The 20170-nt window shown below is 43.3% G+C and carries 25 protein-coding genes; 13 read left to right on the top strand and 12 right to left on the bottom strand.

The genetic code is table 11. The features are described from left to right. Positions 1-6 precede the first annotated feature (6 nt). On the top strand, positions 7-453 hold the full coding sequence (locus Q0081_RS04005; protein WP_298349614.1) for a response regulator: 447 nt from the start codon (positions 7-9) through the stop codon (positions 451-453). Positions 454-486: 33 nt separating this feature from the next. Here Q0081_RS04005 and Q0081_RS04000 read toward each other — a convergent pair whose 3' ends face one another. The 3 genes from Q0081_RS04000 to Q0081_RS03990 are packed head-to-tail and all read right to left on the bottom strand — an operon-like array spanning position 487 to position 1634. Continuing rightward, the gene (locus Q0081_RS04000) at positions 487-1002 is read right to left on the bottom strand and encodes an N-acetyltransferase (protein ID WP_298349612.1); all 516 of its coding nucleotides are present in this window, start codon (positions 1000-1002) and stop codon (positions 487-489) included. A gap of 3 nt (positions 1003-1005) precedes the next feature. Then, positions 1006-1401, bottom strand: a complete 396-nt coding sequence (locus Q0081_RS03995; protein WP_298349610.1) for an HNH endonuclease — start codon at positions 1399-1401, stop codon at positions 1006-1008. Continuing rightward, positions 1398-1634 (bottom strand): hypothetical protein, encoded by a 237-nt coding sequence (locus Q0081_RS03990; RefSeq protein WP_298349608.1) that lies wholly within the window; start codon positions 1632-1634, stop codon positions 1398-1400. The genes Q0081_RS03995 and Q0081_RS03990 overlap by 4 nt, the downstream gene beginning before the upstream one ends. A 115-nt stretch (positions 1635-1749) precedes the next feature. On the opposite strand from Q0081_RS03990, the gene Q0081_RS03985 reads away from it, so the two are divergent. After that, complete coding sequence (locus Q0081_RS03985) at positions 1750-2208, top strand: FKBP-type peptidyl-prolyl cis-trans isomerase (RefSeq protein ID WP_298349607.1); 459 nt, start codon at positions 1750-1752, stop codon at positions 2206-2208. A 13-nt stretch (positions 2209-2221) separates the two neighbouring features. Here Q0081_RS03985 and Q0081_RS03980 read toward each other — a convergent pair whose 3' ends face one another. Further along, positions 2222-3283 carry a hypothetical protein gene (locus Q0081_RS03980; RefSeq protein WP_298349605.1) on the bottom strand — a complete coding sequence of 354 codons (1062 nt, stop codon included), beginning with the start codon at positions 3281-3283 and terminating at the stop codon, positions 2222-2224. Positions 3284-3416: 133 nt separating this feature from the next. Here Q0081_RS03980 and Q0081_RS03975 point away from each other — a divergent pair, with 133 nt between their 5' ends. The 4 genes from Q0081_RS03975 to Q0081_RS03960 all read left to right on the top strand — a co-directional run bounded on the left by Q0081_RS03975 (position 3417) and on the right by Q0081_RS03960 (position 5769). Further along, on the top strand, positions 3417-3899 hold the full coding sequence (locus Q0081_RS03975) for a dCMP deaminase family protein (RefSeq protein WP_298349602.1): 483 nt from the start codon (positions 3417-3419) through the stop codon (positions 3897-3899). A 36-nt stretch (positions 3900-3935) separates the two neighbouring features. After that, positions 3936-4532, top strand: a complete 597-nt coding sequence (locus Q0081_RS03970; RefSeq protein ID WP_298349601.1) for an ACP phosphodiesterase — start codon at positions 3936-3938, stop codon at positions 4530-4532. A gap of 143 nt (positions 4533-4675) precedes the next feature. Next, complete coding sequence (locus Q0081_RS03965; RefSeq protein WP_298349599.1) at positions 4676-5224, top strand: REP-associated tyrosine transposase; 549 nt, start codon at positions 4676-4678, stop codon at positions 5222-5224. 53 nt (positions 5225-5277) lie between these two features. After that, positions 5278-5769, top strand: coding sequence for an MOSC domain-containing protein (locus Q0081_RS03960; RefSeq protein ID WP_298349597.1), 492 nt, complete (start codon positions 5278-5280; stop codon positions 5767-5769). 4 nt (positions 5770-5773) lie between these two features. On the opposite strand, the gene Q0081_RS03955 is transcribed toward Q0081_RS03960, so the two are convergent. Together Q0081_RS03955 and Q0081_RS03950 are read right to left on the bottom strand one after the other, a co-directional pair. Further along, on the bottom strand, positions 5774-6619 hold the full coding sequence (locus Q0081_RS03955) for an MIP/aquaporin family protein (RefSeq protein WP_298349594.1): 846 nt from the start codon (positions 6617-6619) through the stop codon (positions 5774-5776). 107 nt (positions 6620-6726) lie between these two features. Then, positions 6727-7446, bottom strand: coding sequence for a hypothetical protein (locus tag Q0081_RS03950; protein WP_298349592.1), 720 nt, complete (start codon positions 7444-7446; stop codon positions 6727-6729). A 119-nt stretch (positions 7447-7565) separates the two neighbouring features. Between Q0081_RS03950 and Q0081_RS03945 the strand changes: the two genes are divergently transcribed. From Q0081_RS03945 to Q0081_RS03925, 5 genes are all read left to right on the top strand, one after another. Further along, on the top strand, positions 7566-9332 hold the full coding sequence (locus Q0081_RS03945; protein ID WP_298349591.1) for a DNA polymerase III subunit gamma/tau: 1767 nt from the start codon (positions 7566-7568) through the stop codon (positions 9330-9332). Between the two features lie 614 nt (positions 9333-9946). Then, positions 9947-11263 (top strand): adenosylhomocysteinase, encoded by a 1317-nt coding sequence (gene ahcY, locus Q0081_RS03940; protein WP_298349589.1) that lies wholly within the window; start codon positions 9947-9949, stop codon positions 11261-11263. A gap of 229 nt (positions 11264-11492) precedes the next feature. Next, positions 11493-11741, top strand: a complete 249-nt coding sequence (locus tag Q0081_RS03935; protein WP_298349588.1) for a DUF433 domain-containing protein — start codon at positions 11493-11495, stop codon at positions 11739-11741. Next, entirely contained in the window at positions 11738-12094 is a 357-nt protein-coding gene (locus Q0081_RS03930) for a DUF5615 family PIN-like protein (RefSeq protein ID WP_298349586.1), read from the top strand. Before Q0081_RS03935 ends, Q0081_RS03930 begins: the two co-directional genes overlap by 4 nt. Next, entirely contained in the window at positions 12091-13062 is a 972-nt protein-coding gene (locus Q0081_RS03925; RefSeq protein WP_298349583.1) for a Smr/MutS family protein, read from the top strand. Before Q0081_RS03930 ends, Q0081_RS03925 begins: the two co-directional genes overlap by 4 nt. Positions 13063-13109: 47 nt before the next feature. On the opposite strand, the gene Q0081_RS03920 is transcribed toward Q0081_RS03925, so the two are convergent. The 4 genes from Q0081_RS03920 to Q0081_RS03905 all read right to left on the bottom strand — a co-directional run bounded on the left by Q0081_RS03920 (position 13110) and on the right by Q0081_RS03905 (position 17147). Next, complete coding sequence (locus tag Q0081_RS03920) at positions 13110-13991, bottom strand: class I SAM-dependent methyltransferase (protein WP_298349580.1); 882 nt, start codon at positions 13989-13991, stop codon at positions 13110-13112. A 147-nt stretch (positions 13992-14138) separates the two neighbouring features. Then, on the bottom strand, positions 14139-15635 hold the full coding sequence (locus Q0081_RS03915) for a hypothetical protein (RefSeq protein ID WP_298349577.1): 1497 nt from the start codon (positions 15633-15635) through the stop codon (positions 14139-14141). Positions 15636-15735: 100 nt separating this feature from the next. After that, the gene (locus Q0081_RS03910; RefSeq protein WP_298349575.1) at positions 15736-16152 is read right to left on the bottom strand and encodes an EVE domain-containing protein; all 417 of its coding nucleotides are present in this window, start codon (positions 16150-16152) and stop codon (positions 15736-15738) included. Positions 16153-16220: 68 nt separating this feature from the next. Further along, positions 16221-17147 (bottom strand): ROK family protein, encoded by a 927-nt coding sequence (locus Q0081_RS03905; RefSeq protein WP_298349573.1) that lies wholly within the window; start codon positions 17145-17147, stop codon positions 16221-16223. Positions 17148-17325: 178 nt separating this feature from the next. Between Q0081_RS03905 and Q0081_RS03900 the strand changes: the two genes are divergently transcribed. Both Q0081_RS03900 and Q0081_RS03895 read left to right on the top strand, forming a co-directional pair. Then, positions 17326-17793 carry a redoxin domain-containing protein gene (locus Q0081_RS03900; RefSeq protein WP_298349571.1) on the top strand — a complete coding sequence of 156 codons (468 nt, stop codon included), beginning with the start codon at positions 17326-17328 and terminating at the stop codon, positions 17791-17793. A gap of 161 nt (positions 17794-17954) precedes the next feature. Next, the gene (locus Q0081_RS03895) at positions 17955-18551 is read left to right on the top strand and encodes a TetR/AcrR family transcriptional regulator (RefSeq protein ID WP_298349569.1); all 597 of its coding nucleotides are present in this window, start codon (positions 17955-17957) and stop codon (positions 18549-18551) included. Positions 18552-18634: 83 nt separating this feature from the next. Here Q0081_RS03895 and epsC read toward each other — a convergent pair whose 3' ends face one another. After that, complete coding sequence (gene epsC, locus Q0081_RS03890) at positions 18635-19462, bottom strand: serine O-acetyltransferase EpsC (protein WP_298349566.1); 828 nt, start codon at positions 19460-19462, stop codon at positions 18635-18637. Positions 19463-19667: 205 nt separating this feature from the next. Continuing rightward, entirely contained in the window at positions 19668-19988 is a 321-nt protein-coding gene (locus Q0081_RS03885) for a hypothetical protein (protein ID WP_298349561.1), read from the bottom strand. Positions 19989-20170 lie beyond the last annotated feature (182 nt).

The following is a 20170-nucleotide window of genomic DNA, read 5'->3' as shown; positions in this document are numbered from 1 at the left end:
AACAAGATGAATACCCCCCCCCTAACCATAGTTATTGCAGATGATGATGAAGACGACCGTCAACTCTTTTCTGAAGCATTGGATGAATTAAAATTAAAAACGAGTGTATATACTGTGAAAGATGGAGTGGAATTAATGGATTACCTCAGCAAAGAAGAAACTCCGATGCCTTACTTGCTTTTTCTGGATCTGAATATGCCTCGAAAAAATGGGTTGCAATGTTTGAAAGAAATAAGACAAAGTGAAAGATTAAAAGAGATTGTAGTTACTATTTATTCAACTTCATCCTCTGAAAAAGACATTGAGGAAACGTTCCAAAGTGGGGCAAATGGGTATTTAAAAAAGCCGAATAACTTTGGTATGCTAAAAAAAGCGCTGCATAAAATAGTAATGTATGCACACGTTTATCGGGACCCACCATTCAACAAAGCCAATTTTTTATTTAAGGTTTGAAATTTTGCCGTTGCAGGGTGCTTGCACCCGCAACTACAGCGCCGAAATTTTGATTTCAAACAGTCCTAATTTTGTTCCCCAATAGTGTTTTGGTAAGTCTTTTGTGGGAGTGATTGACTTGATACCTACGTACGTAAAACCTGCCTTTTGGTAGATTTGGTGCAGTTTGGCGTTGTCCTGCCATGTATCAAGCCTTACAAAATCAATGTTGTTGGAGCGAGCATAATCCATTGCCCAATCCGTGATGATTTGAACAAAGCCTTTTCCTCGAAATGTTGGATTGGTAACTATACGATGAACATAAATGGCTGAATCCCTGTCTTTTTCGTCCCAAATGGCGGGGTCATTGTAAGCCGTCATAAAAACGCAGGCAATTTCGTTTTCCATCATGATTTTCCATTGACGGTTTTCGTTGATTTCATTAACGACCACTTCCTCGTCAAACCCTTTCCAAACCAAGTCGCTAACGGCTTTTTGATGCGCAATGGCTTCGTCATAGAGGCTCATGATGGCCGATAAATCTTGGAGGGTTGAATTAATAATCTGCATAGGTTAAATCATTTCAAGTCGTTCAATAATAGAATCAGGGTGATTCAAGTCTAAAATCTTGATAGTAGCTTCTCCTATTTGCGTTTTTGCCCGTAAAAGACCACTTGATAGAATTTCGAAATGATCCTGCCAATTATCAATTCTTGGGTTAAAGAAACGAATTAAGTTCAGAGGGTTATCTAAATAGGTGCCGAGGTCTGTGCCTTTATTCAGATTGCATATTTGGCAGGAGTAGGCAAGATTGTCCGCTTCGGTTTTTCCACCATGTTTCAAACTTACTATGTGTTCAATATGAAAGCCAAAGTAGGAATTTTCGGCGGGGAGAAGGCAATATTCACAACAAAAATTGGCTCTTTCAGCTACTAACTTACGTAAAGAATCAGCCACATAACGGCTCATGCAGCTAATCTTTTTGAGGCTCTTAATTTTGCCAATCGGATAAGTCGCTCTAAAACAATGTAGTGATCGAGTTCATCTTTCTCTTTTCGATCAATTTGATTATTCTTTGACCTTTCGATTAAATATTCAAGCCGTTGTTGCATTTCTTCAGATGCTTTCATGCCTTTTAACTTATCAGGGTTTAGTCCTGCTATAAGTTCGGCAATTTCATCATACAGATTATATACCGTCATTTTGAAACTTATTTTTATGTAAAAATAGGACAATTAGGAAGAATAAAAAATTTGCCTTAATGAATTATTACCTTTGTCCTCCTTAAATAAATTTAACAATCAATCCGTACGTGGTATGTCAAAAGTAAGTCTGTTAGCAGTAGTTATCCTTTCAGTGATGATGGTAGCGTGTAATAAAGAACAGGAAGTTTCCGGCACTGAAGAGCAACAAATAGAAAACTACATCAAAAGCAAAAATTTAACAATTACGGAGAAAACGGCCAGCGGTTTACGGTATATTCTTACCAAGCCCAATGCGACGGGAGCAGTTCTGAAAGTGGGTCAAATTATAACCGTAAAATATGCTGGGAGACTCCTGTCTGATAAAAGTTTTGATTCGGGTACCTTCAACTTCAATTTGGGCCTGGGGCAGGTCGTGGCAGGTTTTGACGAAGGGATTGCCAAAATGAAAGTGGGTGAAAGCGCTACGCTTATTTTTCCTTCTTCGTTAGGTTATGGTTCAAGAGGCGCAGGGTCTGACATTCCGGGCAATTCTCCTTTGGTGTTTGATATTGAAGTGGTGTCTGCGAAATAGACGTTAAGGAAATCTATTGCCGAGCGGGTTTCACTCCATAACTCCGCAATTCGTCCCGTACTTTTTTGACCCATTGAGCTTGAGCAGGACGGTTGATTCCGTGACTTGTTTCGTCGTCGTACTGCATTTGAAGTTGGCTGTGCAGTCGGTAAAACTCAATGTATTGGTATTGTAGCTCACTACTGTAATCTTCAACCGAAAAAGTCATGGTGCGTAGGTGTCGCTTAAACCGTTCGGCGGTTAGACGTGTGATGTCAAAATGGAGTTGTTCGTGGTCGAGTACGTAGTCATTTTTGGAGTCTGCCCGTCCCCACGAAATGGTTTTGTCAATCCATACTTTGGTCCGAACACGGAGTTCCAATACTCGGTTACTGACCGTGGAACGCGCTTCAAATCCAAAACTCGTAAATACCTGAGCCGCCCAGCGACTTATCACGGCCGGGGCGCCCAAAAAGTCTTTCCAGGTCAGGGGTCGGTTGGAATGATAATATACGGTATCGCCGTCGGAAACGAGCGTGGAGTCTTCTTCAAAAATGAGTTTTACCTGTTTGACCAACAAATCAGAGGTTTTGATTCCTTTGGCAAACCAATCGTTAAATCCCTTCATTTCGTTTTCCAACAACTTCCGAATCAGGGGTTCCACCATCTCTTCGGGAGGAATTCCCGCCCGAGTGTAAGTAGTGGTCGCGTTGCCGCCCGTGAGATACACCCGCCGACCTTCTCGGTAGGTTTCGTAGCCCAAAACCATTTTGATTTCTCCATCTACGCGATTAGCTGGCGTGAGCATCTCGCTGATGCGTAATTCTTTGATGGTTAGAACAATAGGGGTAAGGCTATCGGTTTTGGAAGGATTAAAATTTCGATTCAAAAATGCCTCAATCCCTTTGGAAGTACCGCCTTGCAATACCGCAGTTAGGGGTTGCGGACGACTCCAAACCTTGCCGATATTTGTCGTAATGGGGCGACTGTCAATCACCTCGGCGATGTAAAAACCTTTAGGTTGCACCTTCAGTCGTTCAGACTTGAGGGTGATGGTTTGGGTTTGGGAAAAAAGGAGAGAAGATGCGTTCAGCATGATAAAAAGGACACCTATAATTACTCTCGGACTGTACTTCATACCTGTTCTTTTCGTTACTTTGCGGCCTGTATTCCCACAATTGACACTTATCTAAAAAAACTTTAAAGGCAACACGCCCTGCTACAAACGTATGAATTCCCAAAAACGACCTGCCTTTGACGATATATTTATGGAATTGGCCCAAAACCTGTCGCGGCGCTCGCACTGTATCAAAGCACAGGTAGGGTCGGTCCTCACCAAAGATACACGGATTATTTCAATCGGATACAACGGTCCACCGTCAGGAACGCACAATTGCGACGAAGAATTCCCTGAGCACGGTTGCCCGCGTGATTCCAAAGGAAGTTGTTCTTTGGCACTTCATGCCGAACAAAACGCTATTTTGTACGCAGTCAAAAACGGGGCCAATTTGGAAGGAACGACCTTATACGTAACACTGTCACCGTGCATTGCCTGTGCGCGGGTGATATACACCATGAAAATCAAGCGGGTGATTTATTTAAATTCTTATGCAGCCTACAAAGGAATCGGGATAGATGAAGGAGTAGAATTTTTACGCAAATTCGGTGTACAGGTTGAGAGGCATCATTCGGCGGTATTCAGTGGGCAGTAAATTGCCAATCACTAAACCACCAATCACTAATCACAAATGAATTATCTGGCTCACTTTTATTTGTCTTTTGACCAAGAACCGCTCATTGTAGGTAATTTGTTGGGAGATTTTGCCCGAGGACGACTCAATCACCCCCGAAATGCCCGCTACAACGAGGCCATCAAAGAGGGGATTTTACTGCACCGCCAAATAGATTCATTTACCGATACACATCCCATTGGCCAAGAATGTCGTCAGTCGCTTCCCGCGAGTTTTGGGAAATACCGAGGCATCATTATGGATATGTATTTTGACTATTTTCTGGCCAAGCATTTTGCGGACTATCACGCGCAGCCGTTGAAAGAATTTACGGAGCATATTTATGCCGTACTACTAAAAAACCGTTCGACTCTACCCGAAGAGTCACTTTCTTTGGTCGATTCGATGCGAAAATACGATTGGCTGTATAATTATCAGTTTAGGGAAGGAATGAGTCGTTCGTTTAACGGAATGTCGCAACGGTTTTCATTTTTGAAAGGTATAGAAAAAGCAAGCGAAGAATTGTTTCTGCATGAGTCGGTTTATGAAGCCTATTTTCGCGCTTTTTTTCCTGATTTGATTAGCTGTTGTAAGGATTTTCTGAATCCTGAATAGTTTTTTTACGTGCGTTGAAAACGCACTTCTCAGGGGTTTGCGTTACAAACGCAAACTAACAAAAATGTTGGTTTGCGCTTACAGCGCGAACATCCGAGCTGTGCGTTTGTAACGCACAGATGCTACTAAAATAATTCAAAACAATGGCCCGAGACCGTTACTTTATTGATGACCAACAGGCTGCTTATTTCCTGACAATGACTGTGGTTCATTGGATTGATATTTTTACTCGTAAAGAATACAAGCACATTATTGTTGAATCGCTCAATTATTGTACTGAGAAAAAAGGGTTAGTGGTGTTTGCCTGGGTGTTAATGTCCAATCATTTGCATTTAATGGCTCGTATAGAAGAGCCGCAAACGATGTCAGGTTTTCTTCGGGATTTTAAGAAATATACTTCAAAGGCCATTATTGACACTATCCAAACAAGGGAAGAAAGCCGCCGAGATTGGCTCTTGGATAAGTTTGGCTTTGAGGCGTATCGAACACGGAGAGCGGAACAATTCAAGGTTTGGCAAGACGGAAATCACCCTGTTCTATTGGAAAGCAATCGCTTTATTGAACAAAAGCTGAATTATATTCATGAAAATCCTGTTCGACAGGAAATTGTGGGAAATCCCGAAGATTATTTATACAGTAGCGCAGTAGATTATTCGGGGTTGAAAGGCTTAGTGAAAGTGGAATTAATTTGATGTGCGTTTGTAACGTCCTTCAATAACCATCATTCCAATTAAAACAATCTAAAATGTTTACAGACCCATCACCCCTCAAAGAACTCATGAGCCATTTTTCGCAGGCAGGCGAAGTGGTTTTGATACAGGTTCGGCCTGCGTCTCGCCAACCCATGCAGTCGGTGACGGAAACTTATGCGCACATCGGGAAGGGATTGGAAGGCGATCGTTACAAAGGTACTGCCGACAGCAAGCGTCAGGTTACGTTGATTCAGGCAGAGCATCTGGACGCCGTAGCTTCTTATTTGGGAAAAGAATCCATCGACCCGGCGCTGACCCGACGGAATATCGTGGTGAAAGGCATCAACCTATTGGCACTCAAAGACCACCGTATTCAAATTGGAGATGTGATTTTAGAAATGACGGGATTGTGTCAACCGTGCAGCCGCATGGAAGAACACTTTGGTGTAGGCGGCTACAATGCCATGCGCGGGCACGGAGGCATTACCGCCAAGGTTATTCAGGAAGGTACAATTCGGGTAGGCGATGAAGTGAGCAAGTTATAAGAACTTAGTTGTCGGCTATTTTATTCACGTGGGTATCTAATTCCCCGGTTTGCTTTTTTTCAAACCACTGAGTTACGTAATAAACGGCGTTTTGGTGTTGTTTGCCACTCATAAAACAGTCAATACTTCTGCATTCCCCCGTTTGGCTGAGGTACCATCTTCGGTATAAATAAGCCGCCAATTGCATTCCGCCGACGGGAGCGACCAAATACACCCAAAAAGACGTCCAAATATGGGAAGGAATGGCTGAACCCAGACTTCGCGCCGGATTGATACTCATACCCGACAGAGGAGCTTCAAAAACAATGAATAAAAAGACCAGAAAACCGACAGCGTAGCCCGTATAAGTTGCTAATTTGCTGTTGCTTATAATGAGTACAGTGCCAAAAAGAACAAAGGCTAAAATTGCCTCAGCTACGAAGGCAACCGCTATTCCCTGATGGCCCGGAACAGTGGCGGCATACGTAACATTGGGATGCTCAATGAAGTCAAAGGCCAACCATTTAAGGAGATACATAAAGAGTACTGCCCCCAAACATTGGAATATGATATAGAAAACGGCATCGGTGAGCGAAATTCGATTCAACTGATAATTGGCTAAGGTAAAGGCAGGATTCATGTGAGCACCGCTTTTTGTACCCCACTTAGAATAAATGACCAAGCAAACAGTGATTCCTACTCCTAAGGCAATCAGCAAGCGTCGTAAAAACGCGGAAGTAATTTTTTGGTTTAAGCCAACGCTGGGGTGCTCCATTAAGATGACAAAAAGACAAATAGCGCCCATCAACATACCCAATGTCCATGCCTCTATGAGATAACTTTTCCAGTTTCTTTTAAATGTTTCAATCATTATGGTGGGATTTTAACTTCTCTTCGGGATGAACACTTTTTCCCCGTTATGAATTCAAAGTTGTCGCTTTCAGTTTTGGTAATTTTTACGAATACAAAAAGCCTTGTTTACCATAGCCAATTGAGTCCGATTTGCGGAATTAACATGGTCGTTTCCGATTTTTTCTCTGTAAACTCTACCGTACCGAGTGCATCAATCACGGGGTCAGTCTTGTATTTGGTTCGGTCGCCGAAATAATAGGACCCTTTTACTTCAATGCGCATCTGCTTGCCTACGGGAATCCCAACGCCCACTGACCCACCGTACATATAAGCCCATCGGGGTTTTGTATTCGTGTTTTTGCTATTCCATTCACCGTTGTCATAATAGGCTGTTTCAACGGAAGAAAAGAACGCATTGGTTCCCACCGTACCGTCAATGAATGGCTGAACAGGCAAATGACGTTGGTGGGCAAATGGGTCAAAACGCGCCGTAAATCCCAGCGAAACTACATTGCTGTTTGCTTTTACTTTATAGCGATCCTGAAAAGTGGCGTTGCCGTTTTTGAATTCTCTCCGGGCAGTTTGCTGCGTGATGTACCCGCCGTCGAAGCCGATTTGAATCGGAAAGTGCCTGACGGCGGTAGTCACATTGCCACGGAGGCCGAATCCGACGTGATTGTTAAGGTCGCGAAAGAGCCCCTGCGGAATTGCCGCCACCAACGAGAGCGAAGCCATGTGCCTCAGCTTCCGAGGTGCATCATCGGGAGCGGGACGATTTTCGTAATTTTGGGCGTACAAATACCCGAAATGGGTGATAAAAGCAAGGAGTAAAATTCGTTTTTTCATAGCCGGTTATTTTATACCAAAGTTAAGTTTTTATGGATAACATCCTGATAATTTTTTAGTTAACGACCCGCCTTTTTTTTTCTGTTTGAATTCAGCCGTTGTCTTGCTAACTTGCGACCATGGCAGAAAATTTTGTGGTATCGGCTCGGAAGTATCGCCCCGTTACATTTGATACGGTTGTTGGACAGTCACACATTACAACTACCCTCAAAAACGCGATTCGCACCAATCACTTGGCACAGGCATTTTTGTTTTGCGGCCCGCGCGGGGTAGGCAAAACGACCAATGCACGTATTTTGGCGAAAACCATTAACTGTCAGAGTCTTACCGATGAAATAGAGCCGTGCGGAGAGTGTGATTCGTGCGTGGCTTTTCAAAATAATGCGTCGTTTAATGTGCACGAGTTGGACGCGGCTTCCAACAACTCCGTAGATGATATTCGTAATTTGATTGACCAAGTGCGCTACCCGCCTCAAACGGGCAAGTACAAAATCTACATCATAGACGAGGTCCACATGCTGTCGTCGTCGGCTTTCAATGCATTTTTGAAGACCTTGGAAGAACCGCCCAGCTACGCCATTTTTATCTTGGCAACGACGGAAAAACACAAGATTTTACCGACGATTTTGTCGCGCTGTCAGATATTCGATTTTAACCGGATTCAGCCGCGCGACATCGCCGACCATATCGAGCAAATTGCCGTAAAAGAGGGTGTGAAAACCGAAAGGGAAGCCTTAGAACTCATTGCCCAAAAAGCCGACGGAGGTTTGCGCGATGCGCTCTCGATGTTTGATTTGAACGTCACGTTTTCTACCGACGGAACGGTTCGCTACAAAGACGTTCTCGAAAACCTGCACATCCTTGATTACGATTACTATTTCCGTCTGACGGATGCACTTTTGGCGGGCGATTTGTCGAAGAGTATGCTGATTTTCAACGAAGTACTCAAAAAAGGCTTCGACGGGCATTTGTTTGTCATCGGGATGCTGGAACACTTCCGTAACTTGTTGGTTTCCAAAGACCCTTCTACCGTTCAACTCCTGGAAGTATCGGAAACGGCCAAAAACAAATACATTGACCAATCGGCTAAATCTCCTATTTCGTTTTTGTTGTCGGCCTTGAGCGTAGGAAGTCAGTGCGATATCAATTACAAAGCCGCCAAACAGCAGCGCCTGCACGTGGAGTTGTGCCTGATGAAACTCGCCAAACTCACTGACGTACTGGATTTGAACGCCCTCGCGGAAGACGAAAAAAAAAAGCCTAATGTAGAAGGGAGGAGTGGCCGGGAGTCAGAAGCCAGGAGTGAGAAGGGAGGGGTTACTCCCCAGTCACCTGTTGCTGCTCAACAGTCCATGACCAATGAGCCGACGATTACCTACCAGAACGCCTCCAATAATGGAAATTTGGGAAAACTTCGCTCTACGGTCAATCTCAATGCCTCCGTGGTAGTTACGCCCGAACCCGTCAAAACAGCTACACCCGCCACCCCTGAACCTGAATCGCTGACTTGGACGACGGACAAGCCGTTTTCCTTGGAAGAGTTGAACCAAACGTGGGAAGCTTTCTCGCGCTTACGGGAACAGAAAGGCGGCGGAGTCAGCGAGCAAATCATGCTCAATCGGGAGTTTAAACTGGAAGGAACGACGATTGAGTTGGTATTGGATAATCTCCACCAGGAAACATTGCTCAACGAAGTAAAACCACAATTGCTCGGCTATTTACGCCGAAATCTTCAAAACCGTGAAATCCAAATCACGCACCGTATTGCCCCCAACGAAGTAAAACGTAACCCCTACACCCCCCAGGAAAAATTCAACGCCCTCGCCGAAAGAAATCCTGCTTTGCTTGACTTACAGCGGTTGTTGGGGTTGGATGTGGATTTTTAGGGGTTTACGAAGTCTGCTTCCAAATACTTCGTGAAACATTACGACGTTATCGAAACCTTTTGCCTTTAAGCCGTTGTGCAGAATACTGTCACGAGTAATAAACTTTGAGCCGGCGAGTTGTAATGTCAAAGCTACCTATAAAACATCTTTAGGGTCAATAGTTCCGCACCAATTATAGGCTTCTTCCACTATTTCTGATGAAAGTGTGAAACCGGGGACAACGGTAACTTTTTGAAATAAATGGATTGAAAAATCGAAAAGTTCTTGCTTAGATAGTTTCGATTTTGTCAAAATTTTTCTAATGAAAGGGGTAAATTTGGAAGGTACAACAACTATAAAAATGCCGAATGCCTAACCCATAACACGGGATAATACCATTATTTTTGCATTTATCGACTTAGATAAAATATCTACAAATACCACCTATTTATAATGTATTATCTAAAATAATGGGTATTATACCCGTTATTATGCCAAAAAATATCTTTTTTTAGAAGAACCGTCTATTTTCTTACCCTAAAAAGTACAATTCTCATTCAATTACCTGTTAATTTTGTATCAGAATTAGAGAATCATTCTAACACAGCAAACAAGTTTAATTTTTAAGATACAAAATGTCAACAGCAACTGGAACGTACGTACCGTACAAAGTAAAAGACATCACATTGGCCGATTGGGGCCGCAAAGAAATGCGTTTGGCAGAAGCCGAAATGCCAGGTTTGATGGCGCTTCGTGCTGAATATGGTGAATCAAAGCCTTTGAAAGGCGCACGCATCGCAGGATGTTTGCACATGACCATTCAAACGGCCGTTTTGATTGAAACCCTTACAGCATTGGGCGCAGAAGTAACTTGGTCTTCCTGCAATATCTTCTCAACTCAAGATCACGCAGCAGCAGCTATTGCAGCAGCGGGTATCTCAGTATATGCGTGGAAAGGCATGACTGCCGAAGAGTTTGATTGGTGTATTGAGCAAACACTTTTCTTTGGTGAAGAGCGCGCGCCACTTAACATGATTTTGGACGACGGTGGTGACTTAACCAACATGGTGTTTGACGTGTATCCTGAATTAGTAGCGGGTATCGGCGGTTTGTCAGAAGAAACGACAACCGGTGTTCACCGCCTGTACGAGCGTATGAAAAACGGAACATTGTATCTTCCTGCCATCAACGTAAACGATTCGGTAACAAAATCTAAATTTGATAACAAATACGGCTGTAAAGAGTCATTGGTAGACGCGATTCGTCGTGCTACTGACTTGATGTTGGCCGGTAAAGTAGCCGTCGTTGCCGGTTATGGTGACGTAGGTAAAGGTTCGGCCGAATCACTTCGCGGGGCAGGTTGCCGCGTATTGGTGACCGAAATCGACCCAATCTGTGCGCTTCAGGCAGCGATGGACGGTTTTGAAGTCGTAACGATGGACGAAGCCGCTACTCGCGCCAATATCTTTGTAACTGCAACCGGTAACATCAACATCATCAAGCCACGTCACTTCAAAACCATGAAAGACAAGGCGGTTGTATGTAATATCGGCCACTTCGACAACGAAATCGACATGGCTTGGTTGAACTCAACGCACGGCGACAGCAAAATACAAATCAAACCACAAGTGGATTTGTATACAGTAGAAGGAAAAGAAATCATCGTATTGGCCGAAGGTCGTTTGGTGAACTTAGGCTGTGCGATGGGTCACCCGTCGTTTGTAATGTCAAACTCTTTCTGTAACCAAACATTGGCGCAAATCGAGTTGTACACCAACCCGGGCAAATACGAAAAACAAGTATATATCCTTCCTAAGTATTTGGACGAAAAAGTGGCTAAACTTCACTTAGCTCACATCGGTGCCAAATTGGAAACTTTGGACGTAGAACAAGCTGATTACATCGGTGTAACGGTAGAAGGACCTTACAAATCAGAACTATATCGTTATTAATAGACCTGAGGAGCGAGAAACGAGGAGTCCGAATAAAGATAAAGGCTGTCGCAACAATTGCGGCAGCCTTTATTATTTAGCTATGAACCGTGGCTGCCGGTACTGCCATTCGGGAACTATTAGGAGGCAAAGTCGTTATCTGTAAAAGGAGACTTTGATATTAATCAAATAGGGCAATTGATTAGAGTTCGCCGAAAATTAGATAAATTTGTAAAAAACTATTAGTAAAATGAATTGGCAAGACCATATACACGCAGACCCTCTGATTCTAAACGGAAAACCTGTCATTAAAGGAACCCGGTTATCAGTTGAGTTTATCCTTGAGCGATTAAGTGATGGTTGGACAGAACAAATGATTCTTGAGAATTACCCTCGACTAACGCACGAATCTTTATTAGCAGTATATACATTTATGCTCCAAATGGCAAAGGATGGTCTATTATACTTACCTACTTATCCGTTAAAACAGGCTTCATGAAATGGTTAGCTGACGAAAATTTCCCAATGGCTTCTTTTAAGTTATTAGCATCTAAAAACTGGGACATTAAGCATATTTCAATAGAAAATCCAAGTATAGAAGATTTTAAAGTAATTGAATTCGCCATTAACGAGCATCGACTTATACTTACTTTTGACAGTGATTTTGGAACCTTAATATTCAAAGAAGGGTATCGCCCAATCGGGGTCATATATTTCAGACTTCCCCAATTTCATCCCGAAGCTCCCGCTCAAATTTTATTAAACTTACAAGAAACAGGTTTTCATCCATTTGAATTTCACTTTACCGTCATCAGTGACGACGGAATTAGACAACGCAGTATACCAAAATGAACGTAGGCGATAAAGTTAGATTTGTACATTCCAAAGAAGCAGGCATTGTTACTCGCATTTTGCCCAACAATGTAATTGAAGTTGAAATAGAAGACGGATTTCGTGTACCCGTCATGAAGCGTGAATTGGCCGTCGTATCGGCCCAGGAAGCACAAGCTTTCCGTGGACAGGCAAGCGCAAAGCCTACCGAAAAAGCTACCGAAACTCGTCCAACGGGAATTAAGGCTGAAAAAGGCATTTTCATGGCATTCGTCCCGCTCAACGACCGCGAATTAGTATTGCATTTGGTTAATAACACCGATTGGGATTTACCCTATACCCTTACCATGCCTACCGAGCGCCACCAACGCGGCCTTTCGGGCGGAATGTTGAAAGCTAAAAGCAGCCTGAAAGTACAGGACTTACTGATCAAGGACTTCGAGGATTGGGGAACATTTGTGTTCAATTGCCTGTATTTTACCATAGGTTTTGCTCCCGAACGTGCTCCTTTGAGCAAACGGCTGAAGTTTCGAGCTAATACATTTTTCAAAAACAAACGTAAAGCGCCACTTCTCGACAAAGACGCCTATCTGTTCCAACTTGATGCCGACGAAAAAATTGAGGAGCCGCTCAATGCTCAAACATTGATGGAAAAGATGTTTGAAAAAAATGAACCGGAACCTACCACTCCCTCCAAAATTGAACGACCTGCTTCAGTCATTGACCTGCACATCGAAAAACTCACCCGCGATTTTCTGAAGTTGAGCAATACCCAAATGGTAGAAATTCAACTGAATGCCTTTGAAACTCAATTGGAAAAAGCCATCGCCAGCGGCATGGACGAGATTACGTTTATCCACGGCGTAGGCAACGGCGTGTTACGAATGGAACTCCACCGCCGCATGAGCAAACACAAAAACGTGAAATTTTTTGAAGATGCTCAGAAGGAAAAATTTGGCTACGGAGCCACAAAAGTGAAGATTAAGTAAAAAAACACTGCCCTGCCAGATGTAGAAAACAACTGACGGGGCAGTAGTTAAACACTCGCAAAGCGAAAGAAAATTCCTAAAGGCAATTTACGCCCCGCGCGGTCGGGCAGGTACAATTCGCCGCTCTCGGCATTGGGAACAGCCCCAAATCGGTCGGCTACTAAGTTTTCGGCCATCAAAGCTGAAAAGCCCAAGGAATATAAATTGAGAATAAAGACACAGTTTTTTTCATCCAACAATTCGGCACAGGATTTCAGTAAGTCGTTGAGTTGCTCTTCCAACACCCACTTTTCTCCCGCAGGGCCACGGCCATAAGCAGGAGGATCCAAGATAAGGCAATTGTATTTTTTACCCCGTCGCACTTCGCGTTGTACAAACTTAAACGCGTCTTCTACCATCCAACGAATGTTGTCAGAATTGCTGGCTTCCATGTTTTCGCGCGCCCAAGTCACGACGGGTTTGATGGAATCCACGTGTGTCACATCTGCACCCGCTTGCCGAGCAGCTACTGAAGCTGCTCCTGTGTAAGCAAACAGGTTTAACACGGTAGGCTTCTCTACGGGCAGAGCACTTAACTTTTCTTCCAAGTAATCCCAATTAGCAGCCTGTTCAGGAAAAATACCGACGTGTTTAAAAGAAGTCAACGAGCATTTTAAACTCAAATTCAAGCCTGCGTAGCGGTAGTACGTCCACCATTTTTCGGGCATTCCTTTCGTGAGTTTCCACTCGCCTTTTTCGGGCGAGTTTTTTTCACGCACAAAATAGGCTTGCGCCATTTGCTTCCATTCATTTTCGGAAAGCGACTTATCCCAAATCGCCTGTGGCTCGGGGCGAGCCAACACATACGCGCCAAACCGCTCTAATTTTTCAAAATTACCACTATCAATCAATTCGTATTCTTTCCAGTGTAGAGGTGTCAGTAATTGCATTTCAAAAGGTTAAAGTGGAGAGTGGAACCGTTTAAGGTCCCGATACAAAAGTAATCGCTTTTTAAATAGTTCGGTGCTGTCAGTTGCAAATCAGCAACCAACAGCACCGTTGTGAATTCAGTCTATTGTATGTGAACAATGGGCTATTTAAAACGAAATCTTATTCAAATAAAATACATTCCTACGACCGTCACCGCTGGTAATTCGTTGGTAACCAAAAGCTAAATAATAGTTGTCGTACCAGTACAACACTTCATCCGTTGTCGTTTGGCGCACACGGTCACTCATATCAGCCGTCATGATGGGTATGGGCTGAGTGTCGGCCAACACTTTATCTTTGTCAAACACTTTGGCTTTTATCGTGCCTCTGTTGCTATAAAACATCGACACGGTTTGGTCTTCGTTAGGTTTAACCCGCACTTTCTCTTTCAACTCCATGCTGCGGACATTATCGAAAGGAAGTGAATTATCCCACAACAAATCTCCTTTGGCCGTAAAGCCTGCCACAATGGCGTGCGTATAAATAAAACCGTTGAATACCTGACCATTGTTCATACGACGGGCTCCGTAAAAAGGATCCCAATAGTAAGGATTCCAAAGACCCATGGAAGGATACATTCCCATTCCTCCCCAACCCAAAGGCGACATGACCGGCGAGCCCCACCAAGAACTCATTCCGTAAGGACCGTTGTTGTTGTTGCGGTATTCGGGATAAAATACCTCACCCGAAATCAGGTAGTTACCGTTTTGTTCAATGATATCGTGGACCAATAATCGATAATTTAATTTGACATCATCACCGCTTTCTTTCTTCCGTTCAATCTTCCGCTGCATCCGTTCCTGCTCGCGGTCAGACATAAAATTGAAGAAATTCTTAAAATCCGTAAAGCTGTGATACTGCGTAAACTCCACTTCGTCGTAGACAATTTTACTCAAAAATAACCCCTGCGAAGCGCTGTTGTTATTTCCCTGCATATTCCGAAAACCGTACGTTCCAATCATCAACTTAGTGGAATCGTTAAGCATAAACAGGCGTCCGTTCAACAGCGAATAATCGGGTTCCGGTTCTACCATTACCTGTCCAACGGCTTGTCCATACTCATCGAAAGTGCGGGAAATCATTTTAATTTCACGGCCTTTCCGAGCCGCATAGCATACATTGACCAAATGGTGAAGTGTATCAATATCAACCGATTGGATAACGGTGTTGGCTTGCGTCACCCCGGGAAGGACTTTGCTTTGTTTAGAAGCCAAATTGGTGTAAAGCAACATAGGTTCATCCCGAACAGTCCCCGCCATAAATACCGAATAACCGAGCGTTTGAAAGTCCGTAATTTGAAAACGGTCCACCGATGTCAGGTAAAACGTTTCCATAAAGCCCGCTATGCCAACTTTTACGACTTGATAAAAATCAGTGCGGGTGCGTGTGAACAGCAAATAAATCGACTGCCCATCGTAAGAAGATTTCACAAAATCTAAATTTTCTTCAATGGTACCGTTGATGGACCAATCTCTTTCTAAATCAGCATTTAACTTCTGAATATTGAAAGCATTCTTGGAAAGTTGAGAAACTAAAACCACCCCTTTTGCACCCAGCGAAATGGTATGAAAAGATTCATTGGTGCCCGGCAGGGGCAATTCCACTCTTTTAACAGTTTGAGCTATTGAGCAATACGTAGTGAGCAATAAGCAAAAAAATGCAAACCGCGAAGCAAATCGATGCAAACGTTGATTTTTTGGGTTATTATGCGTCTTCATTTTGGCTTAAACTTAAGATTAGGTCAAATTCTTCCGGCCGAATCGGCATGACCGACAGCCTGGATTGCCTAATTAACGCAATTTGTTGCAATCTATTATCTGCCTTGATTTGATGTAAGGTAACAGGCCGCTCTAATCGCTGTACGGGCACAAATTCTACCGCTACCCAACGCGGGTCATCAGTGGAAGGATCAGGAAAAGCTTCTTTTGCCACTTGCGCAATACCTACTACTTCCATCCCTTCATTGCTGTGATAAAACAGTGCCCAATCTCCTTCTGCCATGGCTTTCAGATTGTTACGCGCCTGATAATTACGAACTCCGTCCCACACACTCCTTCCCGCTTTTACAAAATCATCCCAACTATACGCAAAAGGTTCCGACTTGATTAACCAATGATTCATACTTTACTAATGAGTGAATGAGTGAATTGTGATTTAGTGATTTTTGATTGTGAACTGTAAACCGCTAACTACTCCGCCAACATCGCCGCGCCAAACACGCCGGCACTATCTCCTAACTTAGGACGTAGGATTTTGGTTTCGACGTTTCCACTGTTGAATATATATTTTTTAGCCCGTTCAACGCCTTCGGTATAGAGCAAATCTATGTTTCCAACTCCGCCGCCCAACACAATCGCGTCCGGGTCAAGAATGTTCATCAGCACCGAAACTGCTTTTCCAAAGTATTCCAACATACGGTCAATGGTTTGGGAAGCATACGGGTCAGAATCAGCATAATAACGAGCAACAATTTCTTTCATTTTCAATTCTTTCCCGCTGATTTGGGCATAATATCGTTGCAGTGCCAGTCCGGAAAGTACTTGCTCTACGCAGCCTTTTTTGCCGCAATAGCAATCGTACCCATTGAATTCCAGTTCATTATGCCCCCACTCACCACCAATCCCCTGCCGACCGTTTAGCACAAAAGGTTGACCGTCTTTTCCACGAAAGACCACACCACCACCAACGCCCGTTCCCATAATAACTCCAAAAACACAATTGAAATCAGGAACTACATCAGGAACAATTCCCATCGTAGCTTCGGCAAGGGCAAAACAATTGGCATCATTGGCAATGGCAACAGGAATATTCAGAGTTTTCATCAAATCAGCTCTGAGCGGCATCCCATTCAGGCAAGTTGTATTACAGTTTTTCATCAAATCAGTAGCAGGCTCTACCGTACCCGGCGTTCCGATGCCGACACTTTCGGCACGATAACCGGTTTCTGCCTCCAATTCGCGAATTAGCCTTACTATCTGATTAGCAATGTGTTGGTAGCCTTTGTGCGACTCGGTATCTATCCGTTTACTAATGATAACCGCATCCGGTGATGGTGATGATAAAACGACTCCCTCGATTTTGGTTCCGCCGAGGTCTATTCCCCAAATGGTCTGCATTTTTTATTGGTATTGAATGGTTAAATGAATGATTGATTAAAAATAGAGACTGCAAACCGCCAACTGTGGACTACTGTTTGCGAATTTTTTTTGGCATAATTACGAACATTTACGCATTTGTCAAGTTTTCAATGGGGTATTTCTATTTTTGCAAAAATAAAACCAAACAAAAACCATCATGGCATTACAAAAAGGCGATAAAGCCCCCTCATTTACACTTTTCAACTCTGATAAAAAACAAGTTTCGCTCGAAGATTTTAAAGATACAAATCTCATTATCCATTTTTTCCCAGCGGCATTTACGGGTGTATGCACCGCCCAACTCTGTACCATGCGCGACGACATTGAGTATTATACCAAACTCAACGCCGCAGTGGTAGGGATTTCGATTGATACGGTTTTCAGTCTGGGAAAATTCAAGGCTGAGCAAAACTACACCTTTGATTTACTTTCAGATTTCAATAAAAAAACCATTCAGGACTATGGCGTTTATTTTGAAAATTTTGTTTTCGGAATGACGGGCGTAGCTAAACGTGCCGCTTTTGTGATTGACGGTGAAGGAACCATTCAATACGCCGAAGTTCTTGACAATCCCGGCAATCTCCCGGATTTCTTAGCTATCAAAGCTTCTTTGGAATCTTTATAGTAAGGCCAGAGCGCCTTTGTCTTATTCGACATAAAAAGCCTCTCAATCAGCACATTGAGGGGCTTTTTTGTTGGCAAAACATTTGGTTTTTTACAACATTTGGCTTTCTTTGTACTTAATTTAACAGTGTGATATTTTCTCTAACTCATAAAATTTCTTGCATGGGAATCATTGAACGTCGGGAGCGGCTGCGTAAGCAGGTTCGTACTGATATCCTCAAAACCGCCCGCGACATTGCCCGCGAAGAGGGCTGGCAAGCCGTTTCTATCCGCAAAATTGCCGAGGTGATTGAATACAGCCCTCCGATTCTCTACGAATACTTCGATAATAAAGATAAATTATTGGAAACCATCCGAAACGAAGGGTTTACTTACTTACACGACGAACTGCTGAAGCTCAAAAATTTATACCGAAGCCCCGAAAAACTGTTCATTGAATTTGCCCAAATTCAGTGGCGTTTTATGCTAGAACAAACGGAGGTTTTTCAGGTTATGTTCAACATTGAAGGGGCGCTTTGCCAGTCAAAACAGGCGTATCAAATCGAATTTGCCATGCTCAATAACCACCCGATTTGGGAAGCATTGGTACAAATCCGTCCCCGCTCTGCTGAAATGGTTTCTAAAACTTTCTACGAGTGGTGGTGCCTAACGTACGGCTTTTTGATGGTGTCTGTGGTAACCCAACCCCATCCTAATCTACCCAATTTGGAACCCATTTTTATGGAATCAGTAAGGCGATTTTTGAGAGGATTGGCTTAGTTTTAGAAGAGAGACTTCAGAAGTGAGAAGTTAACAGTAATGATTTTATTTCTCGTTACTGACTCCTCACTTCTGACTCCTAATTATAAACTTGTTTGCCGAATTTTGATGTCACTCTGGTGATAGACTTGCGAGAAAGGAGGTACACTTGCAGTTAGCCACGCATTTCCGCCAATGATGGAATCATTTCCAATGACGGTTTTACCGCCCAGAATAGTCGCATTGGCATAAATCACCACGTTATTTTCAATCGTAGGGTGGCGTTTGGTCTCTGCCAACGATTTAGAAACGCTCAGTGCCCCCAAAGTAACCCCCTGATACACTTTAACATTATTACCAATGTCGGTGGTTTCCCCAATCACTACTCCTGTCCCGTGGTCAATAAAAAACGATTGTCCAATATTGGCTTTCGGATGAATATCAATCCCCGTCAGTCCATGAGCGTGTTCCGTGAGCATCCGCGGGAGAAGCGGGACGCCCAAATCTACCAAGGCATGGGCTAACCGATACACAGCAATAGCATAAAAACCCGGATACACAGCGATTACTTCTTCAATCCCAATCGAAGCAGGATCATTGTCGGTAATGGCCTGCGCATCCAGCAAAAGATTTTCGTATATGGTTGGGAGTTGCGTCAAAAACTGCTCAGCAACCGCAATTTTACCCGTTTCCAGATTTACGTTTAAGGGTTCCAACAAACACAAAAGACGTTTTTGCAGTCGCTGATATGCTTCGGGCAAGTCCGTCGAAGAATTCCCGCAGTCTTGGGTAATTGGAAACAAAAAGCACATGATTTCTTCCACAAATTTCCCAACATCATTGCGGGAAGGAAGTCGGTACTGATAACGCCTGTTTTGTTCTGCAAGACGCTCGAAAAAAGGGATAGATAAATCTTGTTCAGTTAAAGTCATGGCATTGGTTGGATTGCAAAAATAAGCCCTTTCTTGCGGGAAAGGGCGCCTCAATTTCTTGATTTCGATGAATACATTTCCCCCTTCCATCGCTTAGTAATGAAAACAGCAACAACACGCAGCGATTCGGATAGATTTCATAGAGAAAGTTTTTATAACTCTCATACTAAAAACCGTGCAAAAAGGTTCATTTCCGAAAAAAAAGTTAGAATTTTTTCAGATAGCCGTCAACCTCCATTTCCAGCAACGCATAACTCAATGCTTTACCGTGGGTATCAACTGCCGGAGAAGTAGTAACGCCCGTAAGTAAAGCTTGCTCACAGACAAATAGTAAAGAAGAGATATTGAGTAATTCATAACGGGTGATAGAGCCTGAAACGATGTTTTTTAAGTGCTCGGTGACTCGTTCTACCGTGATTTGGTGGCACAAAAAGGCAAAATCTTCTTCTTTGAACGGAATCAAAGATAAGGTTGAGGTATTGCCTTTGTCGCCGGCGCGACTGTGTGCGATGTCGTAGAGTTTCATTGTGACTAATGAGTGAATGGGTGAATGAGCCAATTAGTGACTATTTTTTAACTTTCAAAAAAAGGGTAGTGCGCCAATTATGGTGCTGATTTTGTAAGGGGCAATCGGGGTGTTATTTTTGTTTTACCAAGAACCTAAATAACCTACCTGATGTGTAATACACCCGAAAGATGCCCCCGTTG

The organism is Runella sp., from assembly GCF_027484545.1.
Taxonomy (GTDB): Bacteria; Bacteroidota; Bacteroidia; order Cytophagales; family Spirosomataceae; genus Runella.
This window is presented reverse-complemented; position numbering and strand designations above follow the sequence as displayed.